Origin of the sequence: Pseudomonas sp. GOM7 (assembly GCF_026723825.1) — a bacterium.
GTDB lineage: Bacteria > Pseudomonadota > Gammaproteobacteria > Pseudomonadales > Pseudomonadaceae > Aquipseudomonas.
This window is the reverse complement of sequence record NZ_CP113519.1, coordinates 2,268,264-2,288,843: the sequence shown is the minus strand read 5'-3', so window position 1 is coordinate 2,288,843 and position 20,580 is coordinate 2,268,264. Positions and strand designations below refer to the sequence as shown.

Annotated in this window: 19 protein-coding genes and 1 pseudogene; 10 read left to right on the top strand and 10 right to left on the bottom strand. The window is 63.0% G+C overall.

All coding sequences use genetic code 11. The features are described from left to right. The first annotated feature begins 33 nt into the window (after window positions 1-33). Entirely contained in the window at window positions 34-1,374 is a 1,341-nt protein-coding gene (locus tag OU800_RS10455) for a purine-cytosine permease family protein (RefSeq protein WP_268183544.1), read from the top strand. 89 nt (window positions 1,375-1,463) lie between these two features. Then, window positions 1,464-2,195 carry an MBL fold metallo-hydrolase gene (locus tag OU800_RS10450; protein WP_268183542.1) on the top strand — a complete coding sequence of 244 codons (732 nt, stop codon included), beginning with the start codon at window positions 1,464-1,466 and terminating at the stop codon, window positions 2,193-2,195. A 6-nt stretch (window positions 2,196-2,201) separates the two neighbouring features. Here OU800_RS10450 and OU800_RS10445 read toward each other — a convergent pair whose 3' ends face one another. Together OU800_RS10445 and aceK are read right to left on the bottom strand one after the other, a co-directional pair. Beyond that, window positions 2,202-2,333, bottom strand: coding sequence for a PA1414 family protein (locus OU800_RS10445; RefSeq protein WP_268183540.1), 132 nt, complete (start codon window positions 2,331-2,333; stop codon window positions 2,202-2,204). 88 nt (window positions 2,334-2,421) lie between these two features. After that, window positions 2,422-4,140 carry a bifunctional isocitrate dehydrogenase kinase/phosphatase gene (gene aceK, locus OU800_RS10440; RefSeq protein WP_268183538.1) on the bottom strand — a complete coding sequence of 573 codons (1,719 nt, stop codon included), beginning with the start codon at window positions 4,138-4,140 and terminating at the stop codon, window positions 2,422-2,424. A 176-nt stretch (window positions 4,141-4,316) separates the two neighbouring features. Here aceK and OU800_RS10435 point away from each other — a divergent pair, with 176 nt between their 5' ends. After that, window positions 4,317-5,207, top strand: coding sequence for a DMT family transporter (locus OU800_RS10435; RefSeq protein ID WP_268183536.1), 891 nt, complete (start codon window positions 4,317-4,319; stop codon window positions 5,205-5,207). 355 nt (window positions 5,208-5,562) lie between these two features. Here the strand turns inward: OU800_RS10435 and cysK are convergent, their stop codons facing one another. Continuing rightward, entirely contained in the window at window positions 5,563-6,534 is a 972-nt protein-coding gene (gene cysK, locus OU800_RS10430) for a cysteine synthase A (RefSeq protein ID WP_268183535.1), read from the bottom strand. Window positions 6,535-6,660: 126 nt separating this feature from the next. Here cysK and OU800_RS10425 point away from each other — a divergent pair, with 126 nt between their 5' ends. From OU800_RS10425 to OU800_RS10415, 3 genes are all read left to right on the top strand, one after another. Then, window positions 6,661-7,743 carry a DUF748 domain-containing protein gene (locus tag OU800_RS10425; protein WP_268183534.1) on the top strand — a complete coding sequence of 361 codons (1,083 nt, stop codon included), beginning with the start codon at window positions 6,661-6,663 and terminating at the stop codon, window positions 7,741-7,743. A 126-nt stretch (window positions 7,744-7,869) separates the two neighbouring features. Next, window positions 7,870-8,715: an AAA family ATPase gene (locus OU800_RS10420; RefSeq protein WP_268183532.1), complete on the top strand. Its 846-nt coding sequence runs from the start codon at window positions 7,870-7,872 to the stop codon at window positions 8,713-8,715. 143 nt (window positions 8,716-8,858) lie between these two features. After that, window positions 8,859-10,037, top strand: coding sequence for a vWA domain-containing protein (locus OU800_RS10415; protein WP_268183531.1), 1,179 nt, complete (start codon window positions 8,859-8,861; stop codon window positions 10,035-10,037). Between the two features lie 288 nt (window positions 10,038-10,325). On the opposite strand, the gene OU800_RS10410 is transcribed toward OU800_RS10415, so the two are convergent. The 5 genes from OU800_RS10410 to OU800_RS10390 form a co-directional block, all read right to left on the bottom strand. Next, window positions 10,326-11,384, bottom strand: a complete 1,059-nt coding sequence (locus OU800_RS10410) for a DUF2167 domain-containing protein (RefSeq protein ID WP_268183528.1) — start codon at window positions 11,382-11,384, stop codon at window positions 10,326-10,328. A 96-nt stretch (window positions 11,385-11,480) separates the two neighbouring features. After that, window positions 11,481-12,005: a DUF2937 family protein gene (locus OU800_RS10405; RefSeq protein WP_268183526.1), complete on the bottom strand. Its 525-nt coding sequence runs from the start codon at window positions 12,003-12,005 to the stop codon at window positions 11,481-11,483. Between the two features lie 195 nt (window positions 12,006-12,200). Beyond that, window positions 12,201-12,974, bottom strand: coding sequence for a class II glutamine amidotransferase (locus OU800_RS10400; protein WP_268183524.1), 774 nt, complete (start codon window positions 12,972-12,974; stop codon window positions 12,201-12,203). Between the two features lie 3 nt (window positions 12,975-12,977). After that, entirely contained in the window at window positions 12,978-13,424 is a 447-nt protein-coding gene (locus OU800_RS10395; RefSeq protein ID WP_268183521.1) for an HIT family protein, read from the bottom strand. Between the two features lie 68 nt (window positions 13,425-13,492). Beyond that, complete coding sequence (locus tag OU800_RS10390) at window positions 13,493-13,960, bottom strand: MFS transporter (protein WP_268183518.1); 468 nt, start codon at window positions 13,958-13,960, stop codon at window positions 13,493-13,495. Window positions 13,961-14,050: 90 nt separating this feature from the next. On the opposite strand from OU800_RS10390, the gene OU800_RS10385 reads away from it, so the two are divergent. The 4 genes and pseudogenes from OU800_RS10385 (at window position 14,051) to OU800_RS10375 (ending at window position 18,606) form a co-directional block, all read left to right on the top strand. After that, entirely contained in the window at window positions 14,051-16,093 is a 2,043-nt protein-coding gene (locus tag OU800_RS10385) for a S9 family peptidase (protein WP_268183515.1), read from the top strand. Between the two features lie 110 nt (window positions 16,094-16,203). Further along, window positions 16,204-16,689, top strand: a pseudogene (locus OU800_RS24335) (MCP four helix bundle domain-containing protein); the annotation flags it as partial. 114 nt (window positions 16,690-16,803) lie between these two features. Continuing rightward, window positions 16,804-17,826 (top strand): methyl-accepting chemotaxis protein, encoded by a 1,023-nt coding sequence (locus OU800_RS24330; protein WP_442964774.1) that lies wholly within the window; start codon window positions 16,804-16,806, stop codon window positions 17,824-17,826. Between the two features lie 414 nt (window positions 17,827-18,240). Then, entirely contained in the window at window positions 18,241-18,606 is a 366-nt protein-coding gene (locus OU800_RS10375) for a YajD family HNH nuclease (protein ID WP_268183510.1), read from the top strand. A 144-nt stretch (window positions 18,607-18,750) separates the two neighbouring features. Here OU800_RS10375 and OU800_RS10370 read toward each other — a convergent pair whose 3' ends face one another. Together OU800_RS10370 and OU800_RS10365 are read right to left on the bottom strand one after the other, a co-directional pair. After that, entirely contained in the window at window positions 18,751-19,983 is a 1,233-nt protein-coding gene (locus OU800_RS10370) for a hypothetical protein (RefSeq protein WP_268183509.1), read from the bottom strand. A 103-nt stretch (window positions 19,984-20,086) separates the two neighbouring features. Next, a complete protein-coding gene (locus OU800_RS10365; protein ID WP_268183507.1) occupies window positions 20,087-20,536 on the bottom strand; it encodes a YcgN family cysteine cluster protein in 450 nt (149 codons plus the stop codon). Window positions 20,537-20,580: the final 44 nt, after the last annotated feature.

Sequence of the window (20,580 nt, the reverse complement as noted above, 5' to 3'; positions counted from 1 at the left end):
AAGACCAACAATCAAGCATCGGAGAGTCGCACCATGTTCAAGAATCTCAGCCAGTATTTCGGCCAGGACGGACTGGCCCCTACCGACAAGGCGCATCGCAGCCTCGGCCTGGGTGGCACCATCGCCCTGTGGCTGGGCGCCAACGTGGTGGTCACCACCATCCTCACCGGCATGCTGCTGGTGCCGGATTTGAAATTCACCCAGGCCATGCTCATCGTGCTGATCGGCTCCGGTATCGGCATCCTGCCGCTGGTGCTGGTCGGCCTGATGGGCCAACGCTCTGGCCTCACCACCATGGTGCTGGCGCGTGGCAGCTACGGCTCGCGCGGCGCCAAGCTGCCGTCGCTGGTCAATCTGCTGACCCTGCTGGCCTGGAGCTGGATCCAGGCGCTGCTGGCCGGCATGAGCCTGAACTACGCGGTGCAGCACCTGACCGGTTACTCCAACCTGCCGCTGTTCACCATCCTCTGCGAGACACTGGTGCTACTGATCGCCCTGCGCGGCCACCTGGGCATCGAGCGGGTCGAGCGCTGGGCTGCCATCGGCATGCTTCTGCTGGCCGCTGCGGTGTTCTATGTGATGGGACAGAAGTTCGAGTTCGGAAGTCTCTTGGCCATGCCCACCGAACCGCGCAACACCATCACCCCCGGCATCGCCTTCGATATCGTCATCGCCACCGCCTTCTCCTGGATTCCGCTGGCCGCCGATTACAACCGCAACTGCCGCAGCCAGGGCGTGGCGGCGGTCGGCACCTGGGTCGGTTATGTCGTCGCCACGCTGCTGGCTATGGGCCTGGGCGCTACCGTCTCGGGCTTCTCGGTACTGACCGGCATGGAGCAGACCTATGACCCGGCCGTTCTGTTGGCTGGTTTCGGCTTCGGCCTGCCGGCGGCCATCGTGGTGTTCCTCTCGGTGATGACCACCAACGTCATGTGCGTCTACAGCGCTTCGCTGTCGTACCTCAACATCAGCCCGAAAACCCCGTTCTGGAAGCCGGCACTTGGCATCGGCGTGCTGTCGATCCTCGGCTCGCAGATCCCCGGCATCCTCGACAACTTCCAGAGTTTCCTGCTGGTGATCGGCAGCGTGTTCATCCCTGCCTTCGCCGTGCTGATCGCCGACTACTTCCTGATTCACAAGGGTCAGTATGCGGTGGACGAGTTGCTCAGCGAGGATGGCGGTCGCTATCGCTACCTGAACGGCTTCAACCCGGCCGCCTTCGTCGCCTACGGCCTGGGCGCGGTGCTGGCCTACTACTGGGGCTGGGTCGCGCCGCTGGCCTGGGGCGCCTCGCTGCCGGTGTTCCTGATCACCGCCGCCAGCTACGCGGTACTGCGCCGCTGGGTGCTGCTGCCACAGACGCAGCTAGCGTAGCGTGATGTGCGGTGCGCGCAGCGCACCCTACGGCTGGTGATCACCAATCAGCACCTGCAAGCTCTCCAAATACAACCACGAGGTGGGCCATGAAAATCGTCAGCCGTGACCGCTGGTTCGAGGTGGAGCATCGCCACGATGGTATCTGCCTGATCCACGAGCCCTACGTGCGCCCCTTCTACCGCTGCAACATGTGGCATGTGCAGGGACGCGAGCATGACGTGCTGATCGATTCCGGCTCCGGCCTGGTCAGCCTGCGCGAACAACTGCCCTGGCTGAGCGACAGGCCGCTGCTGGCGGTGGCCAGCCATTGCCACTTCGACCATATCGCCGGACATCACGAATTTGCCGAACGCCTGGTGCATCCGGCCGAGGCCGATATCCTCGCGGCGCCGGACGGCGCCAATACCCTGGCCACGGATTTCGTCGGCGACGAGATGTTCGAGGCACACCCGGACTGCCCGCTGTGCTACGCCGAATATCGCGTGCGAGCGGCACCGGCCACGCGCCTGATCGAAGATGGCGACGTGCTGGATCTGGGGGATCGAGTATTGCAGGTGCTGCACACACCCGGTCATTCACCGGGTGGCATCAGCCTGTGGGAAGCGAGTACGCAAACGCTGTTTTCCGGCGACATCCTCTACGACGGGCCGTTGATCGAGGACGCCTACCACTCGAACCTGGAGGATTACGCGCACAGCCTGGCACGCCTGCGCGAGCTGCCCGTACGCACCGTGCACGGCGGGCATTTCGCCAGTTTTTCGGGGCAGCGGATGCGTGGGCTGATAGACGCCTGGTTCGACGTCCATCGGCTTAGCTGAGGCGTTTCAGCGGTGCTGCTGCGCTTCGCGGCGCAGACGCGCCTGCTCGGCCTCGCTGATACGAATGGGCTGGGGTTGCGGGACGAGGCCGAGGGCCTGCAGCAGGGCTTGCAGTTGTTCTTGCAGCTTGGCGAGCATGGGTACGACCTCCTGCCAAGTAGATGGAAGAGCCAGGGAGCTCACCTATCAGATTAGGTCTGCCGGGGCGGATTTCAACCTGGCCGGGTCAAATCACCGGGCTCTTGCGCCGATAGGGGAACACGTCGATCACCTTGCCTGCGCGAATCGCCTCCTGCAATTGCTTCCAGTAATTGGCGTCATAGAGATTGCCATGCAGCTTGCTGAATAGCTGGCGCTGCTTGATATCGGCGAACAGAAAAGGCGGGAACTCCTCGGGGAACACGTCCATCGGCCCCACCGAATACCAGGGCTCGGAACTCATCTCGTCCTCGGGGAAGCGCGGCGGCGGAATGCGGCGGAAGTTCACCTCGGTGAGAAAGCAAATCTCGTCGTAGTCGTAGAACACCACACGGCCATGGCGGGTGACGCCGAAATTCTTCAGCAGCATGTCGCCAGGGAAGATATTGGCCGCCGCCAGTTGCTTGATGGCCAGGCCGTAGTCGTCCAGCGCCTCGCGCACCTGGGCATCGCTGGCACCTTCCAGATAAAGATTCAGAGGCGTCATGCGCCGCTCGGTCCAGCAATGCCGCACCAGCACGCTGTCACCCTCCAGCACCACGGTGGACGGCGCCACCTCGAGAAGCTCGGCCAGGCACTGCGGCTCGAACTTGGCCTTGGGAAAACGAAAGTCGGAAAACTCCTGGGTATCGGCCATGCGCCCCACCCGGTCGACGCTTTTGACCAGTCGATACTTCTCGATCACCGTGTTGCGATCCACCGTCTTGGCGTGGGCGAAACGATCCTTGATGATCTTGAACACAGTATTGAAGCCCGGCAGGGTGAATACGCTCATGACCATGCCACGTACCCCCGGCGCCATGATGAAGCGGTCCTCGGTGCTGGCCAGGTGGCCGATCAGGGCGCGGTAGAACTCGGACTTACCGTGCTTGTAGAAGCCGATCGAGGTGTACAGCTCGGCGATGTGCTTGCCCGGCAGGATGCGTTTGAGAAAGCCGATGAACTCGGCGGGGATGGCCACCTCCACCATGAAATAACTGCGGGTGAAGGAGAAGATGATCGACACCTCCGCCTCGTCGGTGATCGCCGCATCGGCCTGGATGCCCTGCCCCTCCAGATGCAGCAGGGGAATCGCCAGCGGCCATTGCTCGTCGCGGGTATAGATACGGCCGATCAGGTAGGCGCCCTTGTTGCGGTAGAGCACCGAGGAGAACAGCTCGATGCACAGTTCCGGATCCTTGCAGATCCAGTCCGGCAGGCTGGCACGCAGTTGCTCTTCCAGGCGCTGTAGGTCACGCGGCAGATCCTCATAGGGCACATCGAAGCGATAGTCGTGGAAAATGGCCTGCAACGCTTCGCCCAGCTCCCCTCGCGGCCAATATCTGCGCGTCTGCGCCACAGCATTCTGGCTGCGCTGCGATGGCCGGGTGGTGTGGATGAACATGCAGTCATCGTTGATCTGGTCGTGACTGAACAGGCTGCAGAAGATCGAGTTGAACCAGGTTTCCGCCAGCTCGTCGTCGCAGCGCCGATCGATCAGGCTGATGTAGGCGCTTTTCACCAGCGGCCACTGTTGCGCCTCCAGCGAACCAGGCTCGAAGTCCAGCAGCAGGCGTTCGCGGGTCTGCGCGACCTTCTCCTCGTACAGGTTGATGCGCGCCGCGGAAGCCTGCTGCGCCGCCTGCCACTGCGCCTGCTCGAAACGGGTACGCGCACCATCGGTGATCTGGCGAAAATCCTCGCGGTAGTCGTCGAAACCCTCAAGGATCAACCGCGCGATCTCGCCGGCCGGCCGTTGTTGTCCCATGGAGGCACCTCGCTATGCACTGGGTGAACCGAGTGTAGCGACAAAGCGTAGCCCGGATGCAATCCGCGAGCGGAATCCACCCAGAGCCAGCGACAGGGCTTTGAAAGCGCAATGCGGATTGCCAGAAGCTCGCCCAGGGGCAACACTCGCGCCCTCAATCTGCCGGATGCCTCACCTTGCGCAGCACTGATCTCTTTCGCCTGCTACTACTCGCCGCCATCTGGGGCGCCAGTTTCCTCTTCATGCGCATTGCCGCGCCGGTACTGGGCAGCATGCCGACCGCCTTCTTCCGCGCCAGTATCGGCGCACTGGGGTTGTTCGCCGTGCTCCTGATGCTGCGCACGCCCTGGGACTTTCGCGGCAAATTGCGCATCTGCCTGGTGCTCGGGGTGATCAATGCCGGCCTGCCCTCGGCCATGTATTGCCTGGCGGCACTGATCCTGCCGGCGGGCTATTCGGCGATCTTCAACGCCACCACCCCGCTAATGGGCGTACTGATCGGCGCGCTGTTCTTTCATGAAGGCATTACCCCGAGCAAGGCGCTAGGTGTATTCCTCGGTCTGCTCGGCGTCGCCGTGCTGACCCGTACCGGCCCGGTCGCCTTCGACCTGCAGTTGCTGCTGGGTGCCGGCGCCTGCCTGGTGGCCACCACCTGCTACGGCTTTGCCGGTTTCCTCACCCGCCGCTGGATCGGCCAGCAAGGCGGCCTGGACAATCGCCTGACCGCCTTCGCCAGCCTGCTCGGCGCCAGCCTGTTCCTGCTGCCGCTGCTGGCCGGCAGCCTGGCGCTGCAACCACCGGCGAGCTGGGGCGGCATCGAGGTGTGGCTGTCACTGGCTGGCCTCGGCCTGCTCTGCACAGCGTTCGCCTACGTGCTGTATTTCCGTCTGCTGGCCGATATCGGGCCGATCAAGGCCAGCACCACCACCTTTCTCATTCCGCCGTTCGGCGTGCTGTGGGGCGCGTTGCTACTGGGCGAACCGCTGAGCTGGGACTACCTGCCTGGCTGCCTGCTGATCGCCCTGGCCCTATGGCTGGTGGTGCGCCCGAGTGTCGCTCGAGCGTAGGGTGCGCTGTGCGCACCAGGGCCCACCGCGAAATCGCCCCGGTGCGCAAGGCGCACCCTACGAAAAAGCGCCGCTCGAACAGACCTGTGTGAAAACCTAGCCCGGTTGAAATCCGGGGCACAGTCCTGCAACTGGTTGTACGCCCGAGCGTGGCCAGGACGTAGGGTGCGCTGCGCGCACCAAGGCCACCGCAAACCGCCCCGGTGCGCAAGGCGCACCCTACGAAAAAGCGCCGCTCGAACCACCTGTGTGAAACCTGACCCGAATGCAACCCGGGAGCGGAGGCGTCGAAACTTCCCGGATTGCATCCGGGCTACGGACTGGCTCCGCTTGAAGCTTGAAGCTTGAAGCTGCTTTACTGGTTCAACTCCTGCTCGGTAAACAGGCCGTCGAAGAGCATGCTCGACAGGTAGCGCTCACCGGAGTCCGGCAGGATCACCACGATGGTCTTGCCCTGCATTTCCGGCTTCTCCGCCAGGCGCACAGCCGCCGCCATCGCCGCACCACAGGAGATGCCGCAGAGAATGCCTTCCTCACGCATCAGGCGCAGGGCCATGGCCTTGGCATCGTCGTCGGTGACCTGCTCGACCCGGTCGACCATCGCCAGGTCGAGGTTCTTCGGCACGAAGCCGGCGCCGATACCCTGGATCTTGTGCGGTGCCGGCTTGACCTCGGCACCGGCCAGGGTCTGGCTGATCACCGGCGAACCCACCGGTTCCACCGCCACCGAGAGGATCGGCTTGCCCTGGGTCTGTTTGATGTAACGCGACACGCCGGTGATGGTGCCACCGGTACCGACGCCGGCCACCAGCACGTCGATGGCGCCCTCGGTGTCACGCCAGATTTCCGGGCCGGTGGTCTTTTCGTGGATGGCCGGATTGGCCGGGTTCTCGAACTGCTGCGGCAAGTAATAGTCAGGATTGGCAGCCACCAGCTCGTTGGCCTTCTCGATGGCGCCCTTCATGCCCTTGGCCGGCTCGGTCAGCACCAGTTCGGCACCCAGGGCCTTGAGCACCTTGCGCCGCTCCAGGCTCATCGAGGCCGGCATGGTCAGCACAAGCTTGTAACCGCGCGCTGCAGCGACGAAGGCCAGGCCGATGCCGGTATTGCCGGAGGTCGGCTCGACGATGGTCATGCCCGGCTTGAGCACGCCGCGCTCCTCGGCATCCCAGATCATGCTGGCACCGATTCGGCACTTGACCGAATACGCCGGGTTGCGGCCTTCGATCTTGGCGAGAATGGTCACGCCCTTGGGCCCCAGGCGGTTGATCATCACCAGCGGCGTGTTGCCGATGGCCTGGGCGTTGTCTGCGAAGATACGGCTCATGATCCTTTCCTTGACGGGTGAACGAGGGAAAACCATCAGCCTATGCTCAGGTGCAACGGCAGTCCAGTCGAACAGATCCGCAGCGACGCAGTCCATCGAAGACAGGCGACATGACGGACGCTCTCGATGAAACGACGCTACGGCTGGCCGCTCAAGGCCCTGCTCCTGCTCGTTGTACTGCTGACGGCAGTGCAACTGACGCTGCCCTGGCTGATCCGCGACTACCTCAATGACAAGCTCGCCGACATGGGCGATTACCGCGGCCATATCGAGGACATCGACCTGGCCTGGTGGCGCGGCGCCTATCGCATCAACGGCCTGAACATCGTCAAGACCACAGGCAAGGTACCGGTGCCGTTTCTCGAGGCCCCGCTGATCGACCTGTCGGTGAGCTGGCCGGCACTCTGGTACAGACGAGCAGTGGTGGCCGAAGTGTTCTTCGAGCGGCCGCAACTGAACTTCGTCGATGCCGGCGACGATCGCCAGGCCAGCCAGACCGGTGCCGGCACCGACTGGCGCGAGCAGTTGAACAAGCTCTTGCCCATCACCCTCAACGAGCTGCGGGTGCGCGACGGGCGCATCGCCTTCCACAACTTCAGCACCGAGCCCCAGGTGGAACTGAGTGCGGACGCGGTGAACGCCAGCCTCTACAACCTCACCAATGTCGGCGACGAACCGGGCGACCGGGTGGCGCACTTCGAGGGCCAGGCGCGCCTGCTCGGCCAAGCCCCCCTGGAAAGCCAGGCGACGTTCGACCCCTTCGAGCAGTTCGAGGATTTCGAGCTGCGCCTGCGTGCACGCGACATCGACCTGACCCGCTTCAACGACTTCGCCCGCGCCTACGGCAACTTCGACTTCAAGCAGGGCAATGGCGATCTGGTGATCGAGGCGAGCGCCGAGAATGGCCAGCTCAGCGGCTACATCAAGCCGCTGCTGCGCAACGTCGACGTGTTCGACTGGCAACAGGACGTCGAGGCCGAGGACAAGGGCGTGCTGCGCTCGCTCTGGGAGGCGCTGGTGGGCGGCGGCGAAACCCTGCTGAAGAACCAGCGGCGCGACCAGTTCGCCACCCGCGTGGAGCTCAGTGGCAGCGTGCATGACCAGCAGACCAGCGCCTTCCAGGCCTTCGTCGCCATCCTGCGCAACGCCTTCGTCGAAGCCTTCACGCCACGCTATGAACGCCCCTCGCCCCGACAGGACGATCGCTGACCGACCATTCAGTGACTGAATACCGCGTCTGCGTTCACAGCATGCAGAGGCTCACGTTATAGTCGGTGCTTCCATCAGATAACGAACGCCCGGCAGCGCCGGCCGTCACCGTGCGAGGATTACCCGATGAAGTTCGAAGGCACCCAGTCCTACGTCGCCACCGACGACCTCAAGCTGGCCGTCAACGCCGCCATCACCCTGCAACGCCCACTGCTGGTCAAGGGCGAGCCGGGTACCGGCAAGACCATGCTCGCCGAACAACTGGCCGAAGCCTTCTCTGCCCGCCTGATCACCTGGCACATCAAGTCCACCACCAAGGCGCACCAGGGCCTCTATGAATACGATGCGGTCAGCCGCTTGCGCGACTCGCAACTCGACTCCGACAGGGTTCATGACGTTCGCAACTACATCAAGAAAGGCAAGCTATGGGAGGCGTTCGAGTCCGACGAGCGCGTGATCCTGCTGATCGACGAGATCGACAAGGCCGACATCGAGTTCCCCAACGACCTGTTGCAGGAACTGGACAAGATGGAGTTCTACGTTTACGAGACCGACGAGACCATCAAGGCCAAGCAACGCCCCATCATCATCATCACCTCGAACAACGAGAAGGAGCTGCCGGACGCCTTCCTGCGCCGTTGCTTCTTCCACTACATCGCCTTCCCGGATCGCGACACGCTGAAGAAGATCGTCGACGTGCACTACCCCAATATCAGCGGCGAGCTGGTGGCCGAGGCGCTGGACGTGTTCTTCGACGTGCGCAAGGTGCCGGGCCTGAAGAAGAAGCCCTCGACCAGCGAACTGGTGGACTGGCTCAAGCTCTTGATGGCCGACAATATCGGCGAAGCGGTGCTGCGCGAGCGCGACCCGACCAAGGCCATCCCGCCGCTGGCCGGCGCCCTGGTCAAGAACGAGCAGGATGTGCAGCTACTCGAGCGCCTGGCCTTCATGGCCCGCCGCGCCAGCCGCTGAGAGGCTTGTCTCCCCTCTCCCGCTTGCGGGAGAGGGGCCGGGGGAGAGGGTAGCCGATTGCTTCAATACGACCTGAAAGCCCCTCTCCCTAACCCTCTCCCATAAATGGGAGAGGGAACCGCTCGTGCAGGAGATCCGCAGCCATGCTGCTTAATTTGTTCAACGAAATGCGCGCGGCCAAGGTGCCGGTGTCGGTGCGCGAGCTGCTCGACCTGATCAACGCGCTCAAGCACAACGTCGTGTTCGCCGACATGGACGAGTTCTACTACCTGGCGCGCGCGATTCTGGTGAAGGACGAACGTCATTTCGACAAGTTCGACCGTGCCTTCGGTGCCTACTTCAAGGGGCTGGAAAACCTCAACCAGCATATCGAGGCGATGATCCCCGAGGAATGGCTGCGCAAGGAGTTCGAGCGCCTGCTCACCGATGAGGAAAAGGCGCAGATCCAGAGCCTCGGCGGCCTGGACAAGCTGATCGAGGAATTCAAGAAGCGCCTCGAGGAGCAGAAGGAAAAGCACGCCGGCGGCAACAAGTGGATCGGCACCGGCGGCACCAGCCCGTTCGGCTCCGGCGGCTTCAACCCCGAAGGCATTCGCGTCGGCGACGCTGGCAAACGCCAGGGCAAGGCCGTCAAAGTGTGGGATCAGCGCGAGTACAAGAACCTCGACGACCAGGTCGAGCTGGGCACGCGCAACATCAAGGTGGCGCTGCGCCGGCTGCGCAAGTTCGCCCGCCAGGGTGCCGCCGAAGAGCTGGATCTGGACGGCACCATCGACCACACCGCGAAAGACGGCGGTCTGCTCAACATCCAGATGCGCCCGGAGCGCCGCAATACGGTCAAGCTCCTGCTGTTGCTGGACATCGGTGGTTCGATGGACGCCCACGTCAAGGTCTGCGAAGAGTTATTCAGCGCCTGCAAGACCGAGTTCAAGCACCTGGAATACTTCTACTTCCACAACTTCATCTACGAGAGCGTGTGGAAGAACAACCTGCGCCGCACCAGCGAACGCACCTCGACGATGGATCTGCTGCACAAGTACGGCGCCGACTACAAGGTGGTGTTCGTCGGCGACGCGGCCATGGCGCCCTACGAAATCACCCAGGCTGGCGGCAGCGTCGAACACTGGAACGAGGAAGCCGGCTACGTCTGGATGAAGCGTTTCACCGAGAAGTTCAAGAAGATCATCTGGATCAACCCCTACCCCAAGGACACCTGGAACTACACCGCCTCCACCAATCTGGTGCGCGAGTTGATCGAGGATCGCATGTACCCCCTGACCCTGCAGGGTCTGGAAGACGGTATGAAATACCTGTCCAAGTAAGCGCTGCCCCAAGGAAAAACGCCGCGAATCCTGCACAGGATTCGCGGCGTTTTGTATCCGGATGCAATTCGGGAACGAACACCCTCTCCCCCGGCCCCTCTCCCGCAAGCGGGAGAGGGGAGACAGAGCCGACCGGGACACCGAAAGCCTCCGCCACACCGAATCTATCCCTCTCACCTCGGGGAGAGGGTTAGGGAGAGGGGACCAACAAACACGTAAGGCCATCACCGTAGCCCGGATGCAATCCGGGAGCTTTACCAGCATCTCCCCGGATTGCATCCGGCCCGCTCAGCGCTTGTCGGTGTCGTCCGCCTTGTTCAGATCCATCACCGTCTGCGCCGGCGCCCGCACCGGTTCTTCCGGCTCGGCCTCGGCAGCCTGTGCCAGAGGTGTACCCGTCGTTTCAGCGGCAGGCTCATGCTTGCCACCCCCCAGACGCTTGCCCAGCCAGCCGATCAGCAAGGCCGGCACGATCCAGAACTTCTTCAACAGTATCAGCAGCATGGCCAGCAAGCCTGTCTTGGCCGCCACCTTGCCCGCCACCAGAGCACCCAGGCCGTAAGCGGCAACGGTATCCAGATCCGGGTTGAACTCGGCATAACGCTGCCCCGGGTTGAATTCGGTGGCCGCCAACACGGCCGGTACGCTGGCTTCGATTTCCGGCAATTGATCCATGTTGGCAACGAAGTTCAGCACCAGCACGCCCTTACGCCCAAGCACGCGAATGTTGTAGTTCAGAGTGTTGGCATCGCTGTCGCCGAACTTCAGTTCCTTGGCCCAGTACAACTTCTTGCCCTGCTCGTCGTAATGCGGCGCGGCAGCCCAACCGACCAGTTGTACGGGCTCGTAGCCATTTTCCTCACGCCAGACGTTGGCCTCACGCATGTCGGCCTGCATGTCCTCGAGCATGTCGTCGTAGTCGATATCGGCGGCGTCCTCGTCGGAGACGTAGCCACTGGCCTCGTACTCCACCGTCACGCCCCAGGAAGCCTCGTCCAGCGGCGAGATGCCGGCCGGCAGGATCATGCCCAGCGGTGGTGCGTCATCGGGTGGGTTACCCCAGCCCTCGACCAACAGGCGCTGGGCATTCTTGCCATCGAGAAACATCAGCGAATCGGGCAGATTGAGGGTAGCCAGGTCATCGCCCAGGACGATACGCCCATGCTGGAAATTCAGGCTGGCGACGAATTCATCGGCGCTGATGCGCTGCACCTGCTCCTCGCCCGGTACGCTCTCCTGGGCTTGGCTATCGGCTTGTTCGGCGACTTCGCCGTCAGCGTGGGCGAGTGTGATGAACGGCAGGATGGCAGCCAGCGCGGCTGCCCTGATCGAATCCTTGATCGACATGGAAACTCCATAATGACGGATGGGTAAATGTAACGCGGTATTACATTAACACGAAGCACCCATCCACACAGGCGAACCAGCTCACCTTTTTCAGCTTCAGCGCCAGTGCCGCTGCTGCGTCCGTCGTGTGCGCCCAGCACCGAACATCCAGCCCATCAGCAGTACCAGCAGCTCCACCAGCCAGGCCAGCAGCAAGGCGCTGCACACGCCCCAGGTAATCGCATCGGGGGTCAGCAGCACCTGGTAGCGATAGGCGCTCAGGGTTTCGTCCAGCAATTGCTCATCAGCGTCGGTGGCCAGGTGCCAGGCCTGGGCGTACCAGGCGCCCTGCATGGCGCGCCACTCCGCATCCAGCAAGGCGGCGCGCTGTACCAGGTGCTCGACACTGCGCGCATCGCTCTGCATCACCGGGTCGTCGCTGGTGCGGTAATGCGCCACCAAGGCGTCCATGTCGCCCTTGAAAAACTTCTGCGCCGTTTCCTGGAAGCCTCTTAGGCTCAGTTGCGACTCCAGCCGATGAGCTTCGACGCGCTTGCTGTAATCATCGATGAAGCCCGGCACCTGTACCCCCAGCAGCAGGCCACAGGCAAACAGCGCCAGACGCAGGTAACTTCTGAACATCCCTTCCCTCCCCAGTCGATCCACTTAGCAGGCTGTTGAAAAACTACCTACGTTGCCATTGCTGCGTTAAAAACAGGCTCAAAATGCTCATTTACAGCTCGTAAACTCCGCTTTCTCGCCTGTTTTTGCGGGGCCGCCATCGGTATTGCACTGGCTGCCTCGCCTACGTTTTTCAACGGCCTGTTAGGCAGGCCGTCAGACCTTGCCGTCGGCGATGCATTCGCCATGACGCCACAGGCGCCACTCACCGGGCTGATACAACGCCCATTGCTCGTTATCCGTCAAAGGCTCGGTGGCGATCACGGTGACCACGTCATTGGGCGTGGTTTCCGCCTGGAAATCCACCAAGAGATCGGCGTCCTTCAGTTGTGCCGGGCCGAAGGGCGCGCGGCGGGTGATGTGTGCCAGCTTGCTCGAACAGAAGCTGAACAGCCAGTCGCCATCGCTGAGCAGGCAGTTGAACACGCCGAGCTGACGATAACTGGCGCAAGCCGCCACCAGCACCGGCAGCAGCACTTCCACCGAGACGGGCTCTGGAAAGGCGCGGCGTACGCGGTTGAGCAGGTCGCAGAAGGCCGCTTCGCTGTCGGTGTCGCCCACCGGACGATAGAAGCTCTGTGCTCCTACCAGCCCGGCCAACTGGCCGTTGTGCGCGAAACACCAGTTGCGTCCCCAGAGTTCGCGCATGAAGGGGTGGGTATTGACCAGGCACACCTTGCCGACGTTGGCCTGGCGGATATGACCGATCACCACTTCGCTCTTGATCGGGTAGCGCTGCACCAGTTGCGCCACCTCCGACTCGCTGCTCGCCCGCGGATCCTGGAACAGACGCAGGCCCCGCCCTTCGTAGAAACCGATGCCCCAGCCGTCACGATGCGGGCCGGTGCGGCCACCACGCTGCATCAGCCCGGTAAAGCTGAAGACGATATCGGTGGGCACGTTGGCACTCATGCCGAGCAGTTCACACATGCATCAGTTCTCCTCGCTCAACGCCAGACGCAGACGTCGAGCTTCATCCAGCAAACGGGCCTCCAGGCGCTTGCGCCCCAGAGGCAGAAAACGAACCAGCAGACGCCACAGCAAGGCCGGCAGATCACCAGGGTTGCGCGGGATCAGATGCAGGTGCAGATGAGGCACGTGCTGGTTGGCGTCGGGGCCATCGTTGATCAACAGGTTGATGCCCTGCATACCGTAACCGGCACGCCGCAATACGGTAGCCAGGCGTACTGCCAAGGCCAGCAGACGATCACGCACCACTGACGGCAGATCATGCAGGAACGGCGCATGCTCGCGGCTGACGATCAGCACATGAGCCGGACGCATGGGGAAGATATCCAGGAGGACGATGAATTCATCGTCCTCGTACAGACGATGAGCCGGCAAGCTTCGCTCGGCAATAGCACAGAACACGCACTCCATGATGGCCTCCTGTCCACGACGCCATCATGCTGAACGCCTGCCTGAGCAGGCGCAAGAGCCAAGGCAGCTTAGATGCGCGGCTCCAACCGGCCGCCACGCCCGTAAGGGTGGGCCAGGCGCTCGTCGTTGTCGTCCATCAGTTCGCGCAGGGTGCGTGGATCCTCGTCGCCATAATCCACAGGTTCGTCCTGCCGCCCCTTCCACCAGTGTTCGATGGGCCAGCGTATGGCGACGAAGGCCAGATACAGGGCAAAGGCGATCAGGCCATAGAGCGTGAGATCGGCGACGGCACGCCAAGCGTTGTTGCCCACCTTGAGCAGCAGATCCATGGCAGTGATGGCGATGGAGGGAGCGAACAGCTCACGCGTCGGGTCAACGATGGTCGGGCTGAACAGCAACACGGCCACCAGCACACGTAGCGGCTCACGTGCATAGCGCCACATCCAGCGGGTCATGCGCATCCATACCAGCAGGCAGCCCAGGGCTGCGATGCCATAGGCGGCCCAGGCCAGGAGGTAATCGTTTTCGGTCATCATAAGCAGGGCTAGCGTGGCGGGTCTGGCAAAGGGGCGCTTATGATAACGGTTTTTGTCCGCTGCGACGCCCCTCTCGTTCTGGAGCCCACCATGCCCTCTGCCCCCCTCGCCCGCCAGCAAGCCGGCAATGACCCTTATCGCTGGCTGGAGAATCGCGACAGCGACGAAGTGCTGGCCCACCTGCAAGCGGAGAACGCCTACCTGGAAGCCGTGCTGCAACCGCAGGCCGAGCTGCGTGAAGCCCTGTTCGAGGAAATCAAGGGGCGCATCCGCGAGACCGACCTGTCGCTGCCCACGCCCTGGGGCGACTATCTCTACTACCAGCGCACCACGGCCGGCGACGAATACCCCCGGCATTACCGCTGCCGCCGCCCGGCGGACGGCTCGCTGACGCCCGATGCCGCCAGCGAGGCCCTGCTGCTCGACCCCAATGCACTGGCAGACGGCGGTTTTCTCTCGGTGGGCGCCTTCAGCATCAGCCCCGACCAGCAGCGCCTGGCCTACAGCCTGGATACAAGCGGCGATGAGATCTATCGCCTGTTCGTCAAGGAGCTGGCCAGCGGCGAGGTCAGCGAACTGCCCTTCGACGACTGCGACGGCAGCATGACCTGGGCGAGCGACAGCCAGACCCTGTTCTTCGCCGAGCTGGACGACACCCATCGCCCTTACCGGCTGTATCGCCACCGCCTCGGCACAGCCGGCGCCGAAGCGGTGTTCGAGGAGGCCGACGGGCGTTTCTTCCTGCACTGCTACCGCTCCAGCTCCGAACGCCAATTGATCCTGCAACTGGGCAGCAAGACCACCAGCGAAGTCTGGGTACTGGATGCCGCAACGCCCGAAGCGGCCTTCATCTGCCTGGCGCCGCGCGAGGAAGGCCACGAGTACGACGTCGACCACGGCATGCTCGATGGTCAGTGGTGCTGGCTGATCCGCAGCAACCAGAGCGGTATCAACTTCGCCCTGTACAGTGCCGACGAAGCCTGCCCGCAGCGTCCGCACTGGCGTGAGATCCGTGCCCACGACCCGCAGGTGATGCTCGAAGGCGCCACGCTCAACCAGCGCGCCATCGTCCTCGCCTTGCGCGAAGGCGGCCTGCCGATACTCGAAGTCCTGCCGCAGGGTGCAGCCGCCTATCGCGTGCAACTGCCGGACGCCGCCTACAGCCTGTACGTGCAGGACAGCCTGGAATTTCACAGCCCGGTGATCCGTCTGCGCTACGAGGCGCTGAACCGCCCCGCGCAGATCCGCCAGCTAGAGCTGGCCACGGGCGCGCAGCAGGTGCTCAAGCAGACGCCGGTGGAAGGCCCCTTCGATGCCGACGCCTACGCAAGCCGGCGTCTGTGGGCCACGGCCGCCGACGGCACGCAGGTGCCCATCAGCCTGGTGGCGCGCCGCGAGGTGTTCGCCGCTGGCCAACCTGCCCCACTCTACCTCTACGGCTACGGCGCCTATGGCGAAAGCCTCGACCCCTGGTTCTCCCATGCCCGCCTGAGCCTGCTGGAGCGTGGCTTCATCTTCGCCATCGCCCATGTGCGCGGCGGCGGCGAGATGGGCGAAGCCTGGTACCACGCCGGCAAGCTGGAACACAAGCAGAACAGCTTCGACGACTTCATTGCCTGCGCCGAATGCCTGATCGCCGAGGGCCTGACCACCTCCGCGCAACTGGCGATCAGTGGCGGCAGCGCCGGTGGCCTGCTGATCGGCGCGGTGCTCAATCAGCGCCCGGAGCTGTTCGCTGCCGCCATCGCCGAGGTGCCCTTCGTCGACGTGCTCAATACCATGCTCAACCCGGATCTGCCGCTGACGGTGACCGAGTACGACGAATGGGGCGATCCCAACCAACCCGCGGTGCACGCGCGAATCAAGGCCTATGCACCCTACGAAAACGTAGGCACCCAGTCTTATCCGGCGATTCTCGCCGTGGCCGGCTACAACGACAGTCGCGTGCAGTACTGGGAGGCAGCCAAGTGGGTGGCCAAGCTACGCCGTGACAAGACTGACGACAATCTGCTGCTGCTCAAGACCGACCTCGGCGCAGGCCATGGTGGCATGAGCGGGCGTTATCAAGGCATCAGGGACGTAGCGCTGGAGTATGCTTTTCTGCTCAAGGTACTGCACTGCCACAAGGACTGACCTGCCGATCAACTTTTTCGTCGTGTACGCAAATCTCTCCTAGGCTCATATCAAGCGCGCGGCGACTGATCGTGCGCACTTCCCGGCCTGCCGTTGAGGATTACCGCGTCATGAACAACTGGAAAATCCGCACTCACCTGCTCTTGCTGTCAGGTACCTTGTTGTGTGCGTTACTGGTTCTGGGCCTGCTCGGTCTGCATGCGCTGAAAACGACCGATAAAGGGCTTCAAACCGTTTACCTTGACCGTGTGGTACCGCTACGCGACCTCAAGATCATTGCCGACCTATATGCCGTCAATATCGTCGATGCCACCCACAAGGCTCGTAGCGGAGAGCTCAGCCACGACGCTGCCCGCCGCCTGATCGAAGAGGCCCAGCAAGGCATCGACAAAGTCTGGCAGGCCTACCTTGGCACCGAGCTGATCGACAAGGAACAGCAACTGATCGGTGAGATAAAACCGCTGATGGCCAAGGCCCAGGGGCCGCTGGAGCGCTTGCAGAACATCCTGCAACGCGGTGACAAGGACGCCCTCGAGCAATTCGCTCGCACGGAGCTGTACCCCCTGATCGACCCGCTCTCGGCAAAGTTCTCCGAGCTGATCGAAGTGCAACTGGTGGAAGCCAAACGGCAATACCAGATCGGCGAAGCGACCTATGCGCACAACCTGAAGCAGAGCATCGCCCTGCTGGTGCTCGCTCTGCTGCTCGGCATGACTCACGCCCTCTACTTCAGCCGCCTGCTTGGCCGTCAACTGGGCGCCGAACCGACCGAGCTGGAAGCGATCAGCGCGCGCATCGCCAACGGACGCCTGGACGCCAACCCGAGCGAGCAAAACACCCGAAGCGGCGTAATGAAATCCGTACGGGCCATGCGCCACAACCTTCGTGAGGTGGTCGGCGATATCGGCAGTGCCTCGGAACAGATCGAGTCCGCCACACTGCAGCTTGCCGCTTCTTCGGAACAGGTACTCAACAGCGCCAACGTGCAGAGCGACACGGCAGCGGCCATGGCCGCGACCATGGAAGAGTTGTCGGTCAGCATCAACCACATCGCCGAGCAGGCTCAGCACACCCATGACAGCGCCCAACATGCCGAAGCGCTCGCCGGCGATGGTCTCAAGGTTACCGCACAGACCATCGACGAGATTCGTCAGGTGGCGACACTGGTCGGCCAATGCGCCACGGACATCGAGCAGTTAGCTGCACAGTCCGGCAACATCAGTGCCATCGTCGATGTGATCCGCGGCATTGCCGAGCAGACCAACCTGCTCGCGCTCAATGCCGCCATCGAGGCAGCCAGGGCTGGCGAGCAGGGCCGTGGCTTCGCCGTCGTGGCCGATGAAGTGCGCAACCTGGCCGGCCGCACAGCCCAATCGACCACAGAGATCGTCAGCCTGGTGGAGGCGATTCAAAGCGGCGTGCGCCAGGCCAGCGGTAGCATGGGGCTGACCTGCATGCGCGTCGATAACGGCTTGCAACTGGTCGAACGCTGCGCTGCCAACATGGGCGAGATCCGCCGAGCGCTGGCCGACTCCCTGGGTGCCATCAGAACGATCGCCAGCGCCTTGCAGGAACAACGAGCGGCCAGCGAGCAGGTGGCTCAGAATGTCGAGCAGGTGGCGCAGATCGTCGAAGAGAACTCGGCTGCGCAAGGGAGCATCGTACAAGCGATCCATGGCCTGCAAAGCATGGCGCAACGCCTGCATGGTGTGGTGCGGCGCTTCAGCCTGTAAACCCAGCCGTATCCTCTAGTTCTGCAGGGGACGCGCAGGTAGCCTGTCTCGCGCTCCCTGGCCGTTGCGTCGCAACTGTTGCTCAAGCTGCGGGATGGGCTTATCCGCTTCGCGTTGGGGCATGCCACCTGGCAAGGGCTGGCCAACAGGGGGTGGCAGCAATGGCGCCGTATCATGGCGACGGTTCGGCATTGGGACGCCGGGCTGGCCGTATGGTTGCGGCGTGGCAGTGCCAGGTGAGCCAGGGGCCGGTGTGGCAGGGGGAATGCGTATGGGCTCCTGGGCCTGGGCCACAGCAGTGCCGAGCAGCATACCGATCACGAGCACACGAAAGATCACGGCGGGCCTCCTTCAGGAAGGGCTTTCGTTCTATTCTGGCAATCTAAGCTCCCGAACGTTCAAGCAGACCATCCCATGACCACCAGCAAGCTCGACAAGATCCTCGCCGAAGCCCAGCAGCGCCGCGAAACCAGCTACCGCGAGAAGGCCCTGCGCATGTACCCGCACATCTGTGGCCGCTGTGGCCGTGAATTCAGCGGCAAGCGCCTGAGCGAGCTGACCGTGCACCACCGTGACCACAATCACGACAACAACCCGGAAGACGGCTCCAACTGGGAGCTGCTGTGTCTGTACTGCCACGACAACGAGCACCAGCGCCAGGTCGATCTGCATTACCAGAAGGAAGAAACTGCCAGCGCCGGCTCCGGCAGCAAGGTCACGCACAAGGGGTTGGCGGGCCTGGCGGCGCTGCTGGGCAAGTCGGAGAACGAGCAAGGCTGAGAGCATCATCCCGTAGCAGCGAATTCATTCGCGATGCTTGCCGGCGCGTTGCAAGCCCATTTCGCGGATAAATCCGCTCCTACCGACCGAGCCCTCAAATAGCTGAGCTGCACAGAATGCCCCCGCAGCGGCCGTAAGGCCCCCTTACTTCAGCAGCCGCGTATCCAGGGTCTTCGACGGGCCACCGATGACGTTCTCGGTGATTTCGACGAAGTCCTTGGTGCTGACCTTGTCCAGGCGCATCAGGCCACGGGTGACGTCATCCAGGGAGAGATTGCCCTTGTCCTTGGTCTTCTGGCGAATCTCACGATCCAGCTCCTGCAACAGCAGCACGGCACGCGCCGTCACTGGCCCGCTGGCATTGTCGGTGCGCAAACTGGTGACCGGCTTGCTCCAGCGGATCAGTTGCTCGCGGATCTTCTGGTAGCGCTCCTCACTGATACCCCCAGCGCGACGCACCAGCTCGATGGAGTAGTACTCGGCCAGGCCCTCGGCGATCCAGTCGCTGCGATCACGGCCGTAGATACGCCCGAACACGTGCACCAGCTCATGTACCAGGGAGCTGGTGCCGTTCTCGCTGACCAGTGGACGATCAGCATGCATGTAGTAAGAGTTGGAGGCAGACAGGCCGCCGCGCCACATCGGCTCGCCAGCGCCGACGATCAGCAGCTTGTCGGGGTCGCGCGGGAACACCTGCTGTATCTGCGGCCAAACGAAGGTGAGGAAGGTCATGATGTCCATCCGGTGCATGCCCTCGCCCACCGGCGCGGAGATCGCCACCTCGGTATCGCCCAGACGGGTACGCCGCGTGCCCAGCTTGCCAGCGAGCATCCAGCCGGTAGGGCGGTCGAACTTGCGCTGCGGGTTATCGATGCGGAAGCGGTTCTTGCCGATGCGCGACCAGCCGGTCTCGACGCTCGTCCAGCCCTTGGGCAACTCGAACTGCAGACGCGCCACCAGCTCGGTCTTGTCCACCTGATCGAGCGCCGCCGGCGGCACCAGATCGTCACCGCGCAGCAGGGCCCAGTCCTTGGTCATGCGTGCGTCATAACGCCCTGGCTTGCGCTGGTGGTCGACCAGCACACGATAGCTCAGGGTGCTCTTGCCCTTGGCCGGCTGCCATTTGCCCCGCCCGGCCTCTTGCGCCCACTGACCATCGGCCTTGAAATCGCTGTAACGCCCCTGTTTGCCCAGGTTGAAATCCAGACTGCGAATGCGCTCGCCCTTCTCCACCGTGATACTGACCTCGGCCTGATCGCTATCCGGCAGGAAACGCACTCGATAATCCAGGTCGACTTTCTGCGTCGCCGCCCAGGTGGGCAGGCTGAGGCTCAACAACAGGGACGAATACAGCGGCAAACGAGACGAAGACAGCATGCAGGACTCCTGATGCACGAAGGGGCAGTTGGTCTTGAGACAGCCGCGCCACGCGCCAATTCCGTGGGGCGGCGGACAGAGTTGCCATGAGGTCTGGGATTAATCAACCAGCGCGAAAAATCAGATGTTCTTCCCAATCCTCCTCGGCCACCTCATGCTCGCCAAGCATGCGCCCGGCCTGGGAAATGCGCTCGGCATGCACCGCCTCGGGATCGCCACAGACCAGGTGATGCCAGCGTGGCAGATCCTTGCCCTCGCTGACCAGGCGATAGGCACAGGTGGGCGGCAGCCACTTGAACTGGTCGGCCTGCGCCGGCGTGAGCTGGATGCAGTCCGGCACATGCTTGAAACGGTTGGGATAGTCGCAGCAACGGCAGCTCTGCAGATCCAGCAGCTTGCAGGCGATACGCGTGTAGTAGACGGCGCCGTCGTCCTCATCCTCGAGCTTCTGCAGGCAGCACAGGCCACAGCCGTCGCACAGCGACTCCCACTCGCCTGTGTCGAGCTGAGCGAGGGTCTTGCGTTTCCAGAAAGGTACGGTGGTTGTGGCCATGGCGAGCGTAGGAATTCGAGCGCTAAAAACGCGGCAGTCTAGCC

What these genes read in the sequence shown, in the direction of transcription:
- OU800_RS10455 (WP_268183544.1), top strand. Translation starts at nt 34, where the DNA reads ATGTTCAAGAATCTCAGCCAGTATTTCGGCCAGGACGGACTGGCCCCT.
- OU800_RS10450 (WP_268183542.1), top strand. Translation starts at nt 1,464, where the DNA reads ATGAAAATCGTCAGCCGTGACCGCTGGTTCGAGGTGGAGCATCGCCAC.
- OU800_RS10445 (WP_268183540.1), bottom strand. Translation starts at nt 2,333, where the DNA reads ATGCTCGCCAAGCTGCAAGAACAACTGCAAGCCCTGCTGCAGGCCCTC.
- aceK (WP_268183538.1), bottom strand. Translation starts at nt 4,140, where the DNA reads ATGGGACAACAACGGCCGGCCGGCGAGATCGCGCGGTTGATCCTTGAG.
- cysK (WP_268183535.1), bottom strand. Translation starts at nt 6,534, where the DNA reads ATGAGCCGTATCTTCGCAGACAACGCCCAGGCCATCGGCAACACGCCG.
- OU800_RS10425 (WP_268183534.1), top strand. Translation starts at nt 6,661, where the DNA reads ATGAAACGACGCTACGGCTGGCCGCTCAAGGCCCTGCTCCTGCTCGTT.
- OU800_RS10420 (WP_268183532.1), top strand. Translation starts at nt 7,870, where the DNA reads ATGAAGTTCGAAGGCACCCAGTCCTACGTCGCCACCGACGACCTCAAG.
- OU800_RS10415 (WP_268183531.1), top strand. Translation starts at nt 8,859, where the DNA reads ATGCTGCTTAATTTGTTCAACGAAATGCGCGCGGCCAAGGTGCCGGTG.
- OU800_RS10410 (WP_268183528.1), bottom strand. Translation starts at nt 11,384, where the DNA reads ATGTCGATCAAGGATTCGATCAGGGCAGCCGCGCTGGCTGCCATCCTG.
- OU800_RS10405 (WP_268183526.1), bottom strand. Translation starts at nt 12,005, where the DNA reads ATGTTCAGAAGTTACCTGCGTCTGGCGCTGTTTGCCTGTGGCCTGCTG.
- OU800_RS10400 (WP_268183524.1), bottom strand. Translation starts at nt 12,974, where the DNA reads ATGTGTGAACTGCTCGGCATGAGTGCCAACGTGCCCACCGATATCGTC.
- OU800_RS10395 (WP_268183521.1), bottom strand. Translation starts at nt 13,424, where the DNA reads ATGGAGTGCGTGTTCTGTGCTATTGCCGAGCGAAGCTTGCCGGCTCAT.
- OU800_RS10390 (WP_268183518.1), bottom strand. Translation starts at nt 13,960, where the DNA reads ATGATGACCGAAAACGATTACCTCCTGGCCTGGGCCGCCTATGGCATC.
- OU800_RS10385 (WP_268183515.1), top strand. Translation starts at nt 14,051, where the DNA reads ATGCCCTCTGCCCCCCTCGCCCGCCAGCAAGCCGGCAATGACCCTTAT.
- OU800_RS24330 (WP_442964774.1), top strand. Translation starts at nt 16,804, where the DNA reads ATGACTCACGCCCTCTACTTCAGCCGCCTGCTTGGCCGTCAACTGGGC.
- OU800_RS10375 (WP_268183510.1), top strand. Translation starts at nt 18,241, where the DNA reads ATGACCACCAGCAAGCTCGACAAGATCCTCGCCGAAGCCCAGCAGCGC.
- OU800_RS10370 (WP_268183509.1), bottom strand. Translation starts at nt 19,983, where the DNA reads ATGCTGTCTTCGTCTCGTTTGCCGCTGTATTCGTCCCTGTTGTTGAGC.
- OU800_RS10365 (WP_268183507.1), bottom strand. Translation starts at nt 20,536, where the DNA reads ATGGCCACAACCACCGTACCTTTCTGGAAACGCAAGACCCTCGCTCAG.